General features: G+C 43.2%; 8 protein-coding genes and 3 tRNA genes. 6 read left to right on the top strand and 5 right to left on the bottom strand.

Annotated elements, in window-relative coordinates:
* From BJN41_RS14785 to BJN41_RS08110, 3 genes are all read right to left on the bottom strand, one after another.
* Positions 1 to 213, bottom strand: a 213-nt coding sequence (locus BJN41_RS14785) for a transposase (protein ID WP_141730387.1), incomplete at its 3' end; no start/stop codon positions are given.
* 458 nt (positions 214 to 671) lie between these two features.
* Positions 672 to 1,340, bottom strand: coding sequence for an HAD-IA family hydrolase (locus tag BJN41_RS08115; RefSeq protein WP_019836016.1), 669 nt, complete (start codon positions 1,338 to 1,340; stop codon positions 672 to 674).
* 367 nt (positions 1,341 to 1,707) lie between these two features.
* The gene (locus BJN41_RS08110) at positions 1,708 to 2,670 is read right to left on the bottom strand and encodes an RluA family pseudouridine synthase (RefSeq protein ID WP_070154454.1); all 963 of its coding nucleotides are present in this window, start codon (positions 2,668 to 2,670) and stop codon (positions 1,708 to 1,710) included.
* Between the two features lie 760 nt (positions 2,671 to 3,430).
* Here BJN41_RS08110 and BJN41_RS08105 point away from each other — a divergent pair.
* The 5 genes from BJN41_RS08105 (at position 3,431) to BJN41_RS08085 (ending at position 9,483) form a co-directional block, all read left to right on the top strand.
* Positions 3,431 to 6,865, top strand: a complete 3,435-nt coding sequence (locus BJN41_RS08105; RefSeq protein WP_070154452.1) for an Rne/Rng family ribonuclease — start codon at positions 3,431 to 3,433, stop codon at positions 6,863 to 6,865.
* Positions 6,866 to 7,123: 258 nt separating this feature from the next.
* Positions 7,124 to 8,965 carry a long-chain-acyl-CoA synthetase gene (locus BJN41_RS08100; RefSeq protein ID WP_070154451.1) on the top strand — a complete coding sequence of 614 codons (1,842 nt, stop codon included), beginning with the start codon at positions 7,124 to 7,126 and terminating at the stop codon, positions 8,963 to 8,965.
* A gap of 195 nt (positions 8,966 to 9,160) precedes the next feature.
* Positions 9,161 to 9,236 (top strand) — tRNA-Lys (locus BJN41_RS08095).
* A 20-nt stretch (positions 9,237 to 9,256) separates the two neighbouring features.
* A tRNA-Lys gene (locus BJN41_RS08090) sits at positions 9,257 to 9,332 on the top strand.
* A gap of 75 nt (positions 9,333 to 9,407) precedes the next feature.
* Positions 9,408 to 9,483 (top strand) — tRNA-Lys (locus tag BJN41_RS08085).
* Between the two features lie 258 nt (positions 9,484 to 9,741).
* On the opposite strand, the gene BJN41_RS08080 is transcribed toward BJN41_RS08085, so the two are convergent.
* Entirely contained in the window at positions 9,742 to 10,269 is a 528-nt protein-coding gene (locus tag BJN41_RS08080) for a hypothetical protein (RefSeq protein WP_227515226.1), read from the bottom strand.
* A gap of 363 nt (positions 10,270 to 10,632) precedes the next feature.
* On the opposite strand from BJN41_RS08080, the gene BJN41_RS08075 reads away from it, so the two are divergent.
* Positions 10,633 to 10,896: a PspC domain-containing protein gene (locus tag BJN41_RS08075; protein ID WP_070154447.1), complete on the top strand. Its 264-nt coding sequence runs from the start codon at positions 10,633 to 10,635 to the stop codon at positions 10,894 to 10,896.
* A 238-nt stretch (positions 10,897 to 11,134) separates the two neighbouring features.
* On the opposite strand, the gene BJN41_RS08070 is transcribed toward BJN41_RS08075, so the two are convergent.
* Positions 11,135 to 12,238 (bottom strand): HPP family protein, encoded by a 1,104-nt coding sequence (locus BJN41_RS08070; protein ID WP_070154445.1) that lies wholly within the window; start codon positions 12,236 to 12,238, stop codon positions 11,135 to 11,137.
* Positions 12,239 to 12,329 lie beyond the last annotated feature (91 nt).

Here is a 12,329-nt window from a genome sequence, read left to right as displayed (position 1 = left end):
ATGAGTAGGATCCTGCACGGCACCCTCATGATGGCTGAAGATCCTGATCCAACGACTGACAAGGTTGGCATTAATACTATGTTGCAGTGCGACCGAAGCGATCGAGGTATTAGGATTTTTACAGGCATTGACAATACTGAGTTTGAATTCTTTGCTGTATGTTCTGCGTTTTTTAGCAACAGGAGGTGTTGCTGAATATATATCCATGTTCATGGATTAAGTCCCCACTTGTTTTTAGGTGGGAACTAAATTAAGGCTTATAGGATCGCTTGGTAAGGCTGTGTTAGCCGGATGCTTACCTTTCAAAAGTGTTTACTGCTTGATGTAGCAAGCACTTTGTGTACATTCTAGATGCGATCAGCTATCCGGCTCAGAGGCATGTAAACTGATTAAGAAGCGAAAAAATAACGAGTTTGTGCCAATACTTATTTTCTTTTTCAATCGCTATTCATCTATTTTTGTATTAAACACGCAAAGTTGTTTGTAGGCCAGGTTCATTATTTTCCGAGTCATAGACTCGGTAATTTGCAGCAATCCTAAAATGTCTTAATCCTATCTTTAGACTAAAAGTATTACCTTTTTATGATGTTTCAAAAGCACATAAAAAAGAGTAATCCGGAATTTTTCAAATTACTCTAATTTAAAATTTTTCTTAATTGTTTTTAGTTGATTTAACCCGCCAAATGTAAATGATATTTCTGCACTAAAAATTCATGCAAACTCGGCACATCATGCGCAATGGTTAAAGGCTGATAACGTTGCAATACTTCTACACTGTGCACACCATAACTCACGCCCACACGCGGCATGGCAATGTTTTGTGCCATTTCTAAGTCGTAAGAAGTGTCGCCGACCATAATCGCTTGCCCGACTGGCACATCGGTACTGTTCAAAATTTCCTGCAACATTAAAGGATCAGGTTTAGATTTGGTTTCACTCGCAGCACGTGTCGCTACAAACAAATCCTGACTTTGGGTTTGTGCCAACACTCGATCTAAACCTTTACGGCTTTTGCCTGTTGCTACCGCCAGTTTCAGCCCCAAACCCGACAACTCATCTAGCATATCTGCCACACCCTCAAACCAAGCATCGCTTTTTGAATGTTCGACATAGTGTTCTGAATAGCACTGCAAAATCGCTTGATGCAGCTCTGGCACTTCAGGAAATAAACGCTGTGCCACTTCAGGCAGTCCTAGACCAATAATATCTTTGGCCGCAGCATCGGTCAGTGGTTGCTGAAATTGTTGTGCTGCGAACTGCAAACTCGCCACAATTTGACCGACGGAATTAAATAAGGTGCCATCCCAATCAAAAATGATGAGTTCTACAGGTTTATTCATATTAAGTTCCTAGATTTGATTCAGCTTTTAAATTCCCTCGTTTTACCTACACCCAAAAGAAAAACGACCAAGAATCAGCACATATATCACAACAAATATTCGATACGCGAAGGGCGATAGGGATGTTGCCTTTTCTGTGTGGCACAAGGATGTTCGATCAGCAAAACAAAAGATTTTTGTCTTACGAAGCAGCGCCTCTCATCATCTTTGAAAAGTAAGGCATAGCCTATACAACCAAAATTTTAATTAAAAATTTTTAACTATGGCTGTCAATTACCCCTGAAAACCTAATCTCCTTTTTGCGAAACAATGTTCCTCATCTTTAAAAAGAAGGGAACTGCTATCACACAATAGAGAATTACAGAAATTAAAGCTCAGGTGCTGCTGTCGGCTTATCCGCTTTTTGCGCTCGAAGCTGCGCCACCAAACTCTGCATATCTTCAGGTAAAGGCGCTTCAATCACAGGATAGCCTGGAATTTCCAAACGCATGGCATGTAAGCACAAACGACGTGGTGCTGGACCCCGATATTCAGTTTGATGGCCGTATTTATCATCGCCTACCAACGGATGCCCAATGCTTAAACCATGCACACGAATTTGATGGGTACGTCCAGACAACGGCGAAGCATACACCAAGCTCGCATGCATAAAACGCTCGACCACATTCCACTGGGTTTTAGACGCTTTGCCTTCTTTTGATACACGTACACGACGTTCACCATTCGCCAATTCATAACGATGTAACGGCGCATCAATCAATTGTTGATCCAAACTCACCTGCCCTTTGACAATCGCAGCATAAGTTTTTTGGATTTTATGTTCGCGCAATAAATCTTGCAGGGTTTTTAAGGTACTGCGTTTTTTAGAAATCATCACCAAGCCTGAAGTATCTCGGTCAATACGGTGAATTAATTCCAAATATTTTTTACCTGTCGCAGCACGCAAACCTTCAATCAACCCGTACGCAACGCCACTACCACCATGCACCGCAAYACCCGAAGGTTTATTCACCACCATCAAGCCTTCATCTTCATAAATCACACGTGCCAGCAGACCTTGCGCGACCTTGTCAGATACTGGTGCAGCAGATTCATCTTTTTGCTCATAACGAATAGGCGCCACACGAATTTGATCACCAATATTCAGTTTAGTTTCTGCTTTAATGCGCTTTTTATTGACCCGCACCTGCCCTTCACGAATCAAACGATAGATGCGACTTTTAGGCACCCCTTTTAAACGACTAAATAAAAAATTATCGATGCGTTGACCCGCTTGATGCTCATCCACTTCAAACCAAGTGACACTTTGCCATTGTTGGGTAGAATTCATACAGTTAAGAGACCTAATAAAATACTAAAATTGATTAAAAACTGATCATTTAGGCTATGCTTTACACAAGAAACATAAGCTTAGCCCATAGGCAGATGATGCAAGGTTTGATATAGTCAGCGCACGGAAACCATCGTCAGTGGGTTCACGTTGAATCTTTTCAGGCTTTTCTGAAATAAAGTAATCAACGAACATCCCACGACATACGAGCAGGTCCCAAAAGAATTATGCCGACGCCGAAGGCTTATTATATCGGCAAAAAAGCAAACTGTTGCGTTTAATTGTACCTCAGGTACATAAATCTGTTTGCCTGAAAAAATATGTCGCCAACTCTAGTTGGTTTTTAAACGTAAACTGATACACATCAGATTAGTCGCACCCTGAAAACCACTTCAGGCTAAAGCGTTTGATGTATTGGATCTGCACAATTTGTAAAGATACGATGATAATTCCGTATCAAGACACTCTATCTATAAAAGAAGGGATGATCTTCGAGCAATGTGACAGTGAAAGTTACACACATCCAATACACCGCTCGTCCGCCAGTGAAGCGATCAGGTGACTTTATCCGTTTAAAGGTTAAAGCCGTATTGCCATCATCAATACGTGAATCATACACCGCAGCCCCACACAAAAAGGCCGGTAAAAAAAGCTCAGACCACAATTGTTTTTTGAGATCTGAGCAGTTGATCCGTGATGCTTGATGTTCGCTACGTGTCTAGCGATTTTTTGCTGTGTATCACTATTAGGTGTTACACCCATGAAACGTATGTTGATTAATGCAACACATGCAGAAGAAATTCGCGTTGCACTTGTCACTGGTCAGCGTCTTTACGATTTTGATTTAGAAAATCGTACCCGTGAACAAAAAAAATCGAATATCTACAAAGGTCATGTGACTCGTGTAGAACCATCTTTAGAAGCTGTATTTGTTGAATACGGCGCAGGTCGCCAAGGCTTCCTGTCTATGCGTGAAATCGCAAACTCTTATTTCAAAGCCGACCCTCGCCAAACTTCCAATATTCGTGAACTGATTACTGAAGGCACTGAGCTTTTAGTACAGGTAGAAAAAGAAGAACGTGGCAACAAAGGTGCTGCACTCTCTACCTTCATTTCATTGGCAGGTCGTTATTTGGTGCTTATGCCAAATAACCCGAAAGGTGGTGGTATCAGCCGTCAAATTTCAGGTTCTGTACGTGAAGAACTCAAAGAAATGCTGGCTTCTTTAAACGTGCCACGCGGCATGAGCGTGATTGTACGTACTGCGGGCATTGGTCGTTCACAAGAAGAATTACAGCTTGATTTACAACACTTGCTTGACCTTTGGGCGCAAATTCAAAATACCGCAAACTCAGGTCCATCTCCAATGTTGGTACACCAAGAAGCAGGTGTAGTCACCCGTGCGATTCGTGATTACTTACGTGATGATGTTGCCGAAATTTTAATTGACTCAGAACAAGCTTATAACGAAGCCTATAACTTTGTTAAAGCCGTGATGCCACGTCAAATCGACAAGTTAAAAACTTACACTTTAAATGAGCCGTTATTTGCGCATTTTGGTATTGAAAGCCAAATTCAAACCGCTTATGAGCGTGAAGTGAAATTGCCTTCTGGCGGTTCAATTGTGATTGACCAAACAGAAGCTTTAGTATCTATTGATATTAACTCTGCGAAATCTACACGTGGACATGATGTTGAAGATACTGCGCTCAATACCAACCTTGAAGCTGCCGAAGAAATTGCACGTCAATTGCGTTTACGCGACATCGGTGGCTTAGTTGTCATCGACTTTATCGACATGTCCAAAGATCGCAACCAACGTATGGTTGAAGCCAAACTTCGTGAAGCGACACAAAGTGACCGCGCACGTATTCAATTTGGTCAATTATCCCGTTTTGGTTTAATGGAAATGAGCCGTCAGCGCTTACGTCCATCACTTGAAGAAGCGACTGGCTACGTTTGCCCACGCTGTCATGGCACAGGCATGGTGCGTGACCTACGCTCTCTTTCACTTTCTATTATGCGAAAAGTAGAAGAGATTGCCTTACGTGAACGTCATGGTGAAGTTCAAGTCGAAGTACCAGTAGAAATTGCAGCATTCATGCTGAATGAAAAACGTCACAGTCTGGTATATCTGGAACAAACTTCAAATACACGCGTAACTGTACTTCCACATCCACACTTGGAAACACCTCACTACGAAATTTCGTATAACCCTGAAGGTTTTGCACCAACCAGCTATGAACGTACTGAAGCAACCCGTTCAAGCGAAAAAGAACTGGGCTATGAGTCTTCTGAGTGGCATTTAGAAGAAACCGATCAATCGCACAGCCACGCTACTGCACCTGCAGCAGAAAAAACCGCTGCAAGAAAACCACAAGCAGCACAGCAAAATAAAGCATCTGCACAGCAGCAATCTGCACCTGCGGCAGCAACAACTGCTGCAAGCCCATGTGCATGGTTAGAAAATCTGTTTGTTCAAAAGCAAGCTAGCACTATTGATCAAGCACGTAGTGCCAACAATGCGGCAGCAGCCATTGAGCAAATGGTGAATAGCGGTGCCGTGAGTCGCGGTCAGTTTGGTCAAATTACAACTGCATCTGCTGCCCCTGCTGCAAGCAGTCAAAATGTGTACCTTTCACCATCGACAGTGGCACAAAAAACTGAACGTGATTCTGCAGACAAATCTGCTGAACGTGAAGACAAACCAGCTCCGCGTCACAATAACAAAAAGCCGCGTCACAGCAACAACAATAACAAGCACAAAGAGCAACGTGAGCCRCAAACTCAGCATGACAATCAACAACATCAAGTGCATGAAGAAGTGGTTCAAATGTCGCGTCAGGAGCAACGTCAGGAAGCGCGTGAAAACAAACGCAACTCTCGTCGTCAGCACAACAATGACCAAGCACCGCAGCAGCAAGAAGCTCAAAATAACAATGAGCAGCAGCAAAATGCCGTGCCACGTCGTGACCGTCGTAACCAACCTCGTCCAGAACGCCCAAATCGTCACCGCGACCCAAGCGTATTGAATGAGCAAGCAACGACTACGGCAGTGGCTTCTAATCAGCCGAAAGTGGAGTTAATTGAGGCACCGCGTCCAGAGTTCAATACAACGGCTTTGGTGGTGAATGTCGATCAAGCTCAAACTGAAATTGTGGCATTGAATGCTGCGCCAGTAGCGGCTGAACCAGTGACAGCAGTAGAAACAACTGTGCTTGAAACGGTTGCTGAACCAACTCAAGCTGTTGCTGTGGTAGAAGCTGCTCCTGTTGTTGTAGAAAAAACAGCTGCACCTGCGGAAGTACAAGCACAGCCGACTGAACCTGCAAGACGTGCCAGCAATGACCCGCGTCAGCGTCGTCGTCAGCAACGTGAAGCTCAAGCACAGCAAGCAGCTGCACCAAAGTTAACACCTTCACAGGTGCCAACTTTAGCGCAATACAGCATTGGTAGCCTGATTCGCCACGTCTATGGGGAAGATTGTTCAGTCCTGATTGAACAGTTTGGTTTAATTCCAACGTTCAATCGTGCTTTGCAAAAGTTCACCGATGAATATGCGGCAACGCTTGCAACAGCTACGCCTGTAGCAGAGAAAAAACCTGTCACACGTGATGTGGAAGTTTCGAAAGCCGCACCAGAAGCAGAACCTGCGCCTGTGTTAGATCTGACACCACCAAAACCTGTGTCAGATAAGCGTGTTGCCAACGATCCGCGTGAGCGTCGTCGTTTAGCCAAACAAGCTGCTGAGCAAGCCTTGGAACAAGCCAAGCAAGCACAGACAGTAGAAAAGGCTGAAGCGGAAAGCACAGCTGCAGCAGAGCCAACGACTGAAGTTGTGGCAACTACCGACGCATCTGTAGAAGCAAACTCTACTGTAGAAACGTCTGTAGCGCTAAGCACAGAAGTCGAAGCAACTACAGAAGTAAACCCTGAAGCAGAGGCTACAACTGAAGCTACTCAGCCAGAGTTGAATGCGCAAGACGACCTTGCACAAACTGTCACTGAAACTGCAGCAGCGCAAGAAGAAACTACCGCTGAAGTGGTCGTACCTGTACAAGCGGAATTAGCAGTAGATGACCCAGTCGAAACTGCCGAATCTGAACAGGACAAAGCAGAAAAAGAAAAAACTGCGCGTCCGCGTCGTCCACGTGGCCGTCCACCTAAAAAAGTAACTCCGCCAACTGAGTCGTAATTCGCACTTTTACAGCGGAATAAAAAAATCCAGTCATTTTAATGGCTGGATTTTTTTTGCTACTTTAGAACCAATGCGGTGCTGACTTAAATTTAAGCGAGCTAATTTTGAGTTATGTGTTTTTGATTTTTAACATCTTTTCTAAAAACATCTGACAAAGCTAAAAATTAGGTTGATTGCACTAGGACTAAGGGATTACAAAACAATAAGACGCGATGCTGTGCAGATGCAACGGATGATGACAAAAACAGGATTCTTATGAACCAGATGACAAAAAGCGATTTAATTGGATTAACGGATGTTGCGGCAAAAATTCCGCAGTTTATGACTAAAGTACCCCACCTGATCACAGGGTTAAAGCAAGCCTATTTACGCACACCCAATACGCCTGCAGGCTTAGGTCTCGCGTTTGAAAAAGCCGTGCATCGTAACCCGAATGGTTGTGCCTTGATGTTTGAAGATCAGCAGTACAGCTATTTGCAGCTCAACGCATGGGCTAACCAAATTGCACATTATTATTTAAGCATTGGCGCACGCAAAGGTGATGTCATTGCGGTAATGTTGGAAAATCGCCCTGAACTAATTGCCAGTGTCATTGGCTTGGCAAAAATTGGCGTTATCGCGGCTTTGGTCAATACCGCACAAGTCGCCAAAGTTTTGGCGCACAGCATTAATTTAGTTAAACCAATTGCCGTCATCGTAGGGGAAGAGTGTCGCCAAGCCGTTGCCGATATTCGCCAAGAACTTGAGCTTGCAGAAAACCGCCTGCACTGGTTTGCAGATCAAAATACCCGTATAGATGCTGGCATAGCTCCCGAAGGTTTTCAAAATTTAGCGCAATGTATAGCATCATTCCCAAGCTTTAACCCTGYCACCACACAGTCAGTACAGGGCAAAGATGGGTTGTTTTATATCTATACCTCAGGTACAACAGGCTTACCTAAAGCGGTGATTTTCACCAATAGCCGCTGGACGCTGGCTTATGGCACCTATGGTCATGTCTTAGGTTTAACGCAGGATGATGTGATGTACTGTACCCTGCCGCTGTACCATGCCACTGGTATTGTAGTGTGCTGGTGCGGCGTAATTGCAGGCAGTGCCACATTTGCCATCCGCAGAAAATATTCCACTTCATGCTTTTGGCAAGATGTACACAAATTTAATGCCTCAGCGATTGGCTATGTAGGCGAATTGTGCCGATATTTAATAGATGCACCTGCTTCTGATTTAGAGCAGGGACATCGCGTCACTAAAATGATTGGCAATGGCATGCGCCCTAATATTTGGAGCAAATTCAAAACACGCTTTGGCATTCAAGAAATTCTAGAGCTGTATGCGTCTAGCGAAGGCAATGTCGGTTTTAGCAACGTGTTTAACTTTGACAATACCGTTGGTTTTTCGCCGACACCCTATGCCATCATTCAATTTGATAAAGAAAAAAATGAGCCTGTACGAGACGCTAAAGGCAACTGCATTAAAGTCAAAAAAGGCGAAGTCGGCTTATTGATTGGAAAAATCACCCGTCGCTCTCCATTTGATGGCTACACTGACTCCGAAAAAAACAAAGCGGTGATGATGCAAAATGTGTTTAAACCAGGTGATGCATATTATAACACTGGTGATTTAGTTCGCGACATTGGCTTTCGTCACGCCCAGTTTGTAGATCGTTTAGGTGATACCTTCCGCTGGAAAGGTGAAAACGTATCCACCACAGAAGTAGAAAACATTGTMAGTGACTATGAAAAAATTGCTGAAGCTGTCGTGTATGGCGTTGAAATCCCACATACCAATGGTCGTGCAGGTATGGCTGCGATAACCCTAAACGAAGGCTGCCAGTTAGACGAACACGACTTGCGTCAAATGCTCGTGCAGTTTAAAAAAGCAATGCCTGCTTATGCAGTACCCGTTTTTTTACGCATTCAAAAGCAAATGCAAACCACAGGCACATTTAAATACCAAAAGAACACCCTGAAAACTCAAGGTTTTGATTTAAAACAGTGTGATGAAAAAATTCTAGTGTTATTGCCAAACCAATCTGCTTATTGCGAACTGACCCAAGAAATTTACGACAATATTCAACAGTACCAATATCGCTTCTAAGCCACACCGTTGCCTATTTTTTGATTATATACAATAAATTTGTTGCATTTATAATCAAACATAGGCAACTTTTTTATTTTTTACTTGCGCTCGCTTCATATCTTGCTACAATACGCTCCATCAAACGAAGTGGTGCTTTAAGCTATTTAGCTTGACTTGCACTGCACATTCAAACCAAGTTTGAATGATGGTTCAGGGTCGTTAGCTCAGCTGGTAGAGCAGCGGACTTTTAATCCGTTGGTCCCGCGTTCGAATCGCGGACGACCCACCACTTATTTGATATTCCTTGATGGGTCGTTAGCTCAGCTGGTAGAGCAGCGGACTTTTAATCCGTTGGTCCCGCGTTCGAATCGCGGACGACCCACCATCTTCCGAAAGGATTACGTAAAAGTACACTACACTCTTGCGTCATAAAAATGGTCATCATCATTTTTACTCATTTGGGTCGTTAGCTCAGTCGGTAGAGCAGCGGACTTTTAATCCGTTGGTCCCGCGTTCGAATCGCGGACGACCCACCATTCCTTCTAAGACATCTTTAAATTATCAGTCATCACAGTACTGTTGTATGGATCATACTGTTTCTCATTTTATTATAAAATTCCCGCATTTCGCGCTATTTGACTAACACTCTTATCCACCATACTTTGCTCAATTCAGTTGTAGAAGATGTGCCATCATTGATAAATCATGCTTTACACATCCCACATAAAAACTTGATGCAAAAACAAAAGCCCAAAAGTTTTCACTCATGGGCTAAGAATTGAATGAGCAAATAATTAACTTGCTCTGATTAAATGATAGTTTTGCGAAGGTAAGGGATTGCTTTTAAAGTATTCACGATTATTTTCTGTTGCAATCGCAATTTTGTGTTTATCCATAATTAAATTATGGTCTTGATCAACATTATAGTAAAAGTTCACCCCAGAGGCGCGTGCCACCACAATTTGATGCGCGTCTTCATCATAGAACCATAAATCTTTGCCGTATTGTTTTTTATTGTCGTAACTGATTTGCCCCGCATTGACAAAAATACGATGCGCTGTCCCATCAGGCAATAAGGTCAGAATATAATCGACTGTTCCGCGTTCACACATAACAAACTTATCTTCACAGCTGATCTGAGTGGTATAGCGTCCCACATAAGACAGATGATTCTCGGGAATATGATGTTCTGGTGCAACCGTTTGCATGGGTGCAGTGGCCTGCCCTGCCACTTCCGTTAGTCTTTTAGTTTCTGCCTGTTCTGTATATTTTTGCCCTGCAGCTTGCTCAAGTTGTGAATCATCGCATCCAAGCAATGCCACTGCACTCCATATAAAAACTGCGCAAATATTTGATTTAGCTGACACACTATCCCTCATATAGAGTGACCAGACTGATTATTCAGTCCTATTCAAACCACCAAATAGGCAGCTCAATGTAAGCCCTGCTTTTCCTCAATCCTTTGTGGTCAAGCGCTTACTCTGCCCATCGCTTCTTTACGATATTTTAGGTGGATGCTGGTTTAAGCAACACCAAAAGTTACATAACTTTACTAATTGCTTTGCCACCGCCCTTTAAAAAACCCAAGCGCATCACCATTTTTATCCTATATACAGATGATGTGCTGCGAAGCTAAACATCAGCGGGTATTTATTTTGAATTTTAGGTCTCTCAAGGAGAATTAGATGGCCAATGTTGGTTTATATCGCTCAAACCGCTCAAATATGATTGCTGGGGTAATGGGTGGTATTGCTGAACGTTTTGGTTGGAACGCAAATTTACTGCGCTTAATTTTTGTGATTGTTTCTGTGATGAGTGCTGCTTTTCCAGGCATTTTGGTGTATTTGGTATTGTGGTTGGTGATCCCTAAACAAAACCAGTCGAATACAGCAAACTATACTCAGGGCTACACAAGACCTGTGCGCACGGTCAATTCTGATCAAGACTGATAAACGGTATTGAAATTTTAAAGACTGACCACATCTAAGATTTATAGGTTTTAATCGTTCGCTGATTCACTCTTAGATACCCCTTATTTACACCGTTTTTTCTTTTTCGCTACGATTGCTCCCCCAAGCATCGTAGCTTTTTTTTGCCTTTCAACCTGCAATGTATTTTAAAATGTCACAGCAGTTTGGTAGCTTCAGAATTGACACTTTTTGGATACGCATCGACAATACAAATCAATCAATTCGTCTTTACAGCAAGCTGTTGATTTAAGATGGCAATCATATCGGCGCGGCTAATAATCCCCACCAAACGCTGCTGCTCTACCACCGGAATATAGTTAAACGAGCGTTCCACAAAATACGGGACCAGATCGGCAATACTCTGATGTGGTTTTACCGTCACCACCTTGCGGTTCATAATGTGTTTGACCTGATGCTGCCATGACATCCGCACATCGGTGGCATGTTTAAACCATTCCACCACTTCATATAGCGCCAATGTGCCGACCAGTTGCTGCTCGGCATTTACCACCGGCAAGCTCATTAAATTGACCTGCTTGAACTTGTCCAGCGCGAGCTGGATATCATCATCCTGCTGCAAGGTAATCACATCTTTACTCATAATATCAGCACAAGTCAGTGCTTGAGTTTGTCGTTCACTGGCTTTGTGCTGTGCTTCTAAGATGATTTTTTGTAAGTCGTATTCACTAATATCTAGCAACTGGGTTTGTGCATCTAAAACATCTTGAATATCTTGCGGCTGAATAGTGGCTTTTTGAGTAGGCGTTGGGTCTTGGGTACGTTGATTCAACTGTGGCGTTTGAGGATAAGGCTTGCCAATCATGCGGTTAAATACGATTGCAATCACCAGCAGCAAAACTGAATTGAGCAGCACAGGATAAAAAATAAAGTGATAACCCAGTTCACGTACGGCATCTCCKCCAAGCACTGCGGTAATGGCCACTGCCCCACTCGGTGGATGCAGCGAATCGGTGGTCATCATCAAGAAAATAGATAAAGCCACCGCCACACTAAAGGCTTCTGTTAAATTTGGAATATATAAAGCACAGCTCACGCCCATAATTGCTGCAATACTGTTCCCAACTACAATATTCCACGGCTGCGCCAAAGGACTGGCAGGCACAGCAAACAACAATACCGAAGATGCACCCATTGGCGCGATATACCATGCGTTAATATCGCCCAACACCCACCAACTGATCAGGGAAGATAATGCCAAACCCAATAATGCGCCCAAACCACAAAGTAGGCGTTCTTTGAAAGGTAATACTTTGTAATTCGGTTTTAAGACATTTAGCCAGTCTGATTGGGTTAAGCTCACAATGCACCTTGCTGGAATAGTGTTGTTTCATTGGTTGCAGCAGTATACGCCGACTCAGACTGAAGATGTATTTAAATTACAGTTTTAAATA

The sequence above is a fragment of the Acinetobacter towneri genome, assembly GCF_001758345.1.
Lineage (GTDB): Bacteria > Pseudomonadota > Gammaproteobacteria > Pseudomonadales > Moraxellaceae > Acinetobacter > Acinetobacter towneri_A.
This window is presented reverse-complemented; position numbering and strand designations above follow the sequence as displayed.

What these genes read in the sequence shown, in the direction of transcription:
- BJN41_RS08115 (WP_019836016.1), bottom strand. Translation starts at nt 1,340, where the DNA reads ATGAATAAACCTGTAGAACTCATCATTTTTGATTGGGATGGCACCTTA.
- BJN41_RS08075 (WP_070154447.1), top strand. Translation starts at nt 10,633, where the DNA reads ATGGCCAATGTTGGTTTATATCGCTCAAACCGCTCAAATATGATTGCT.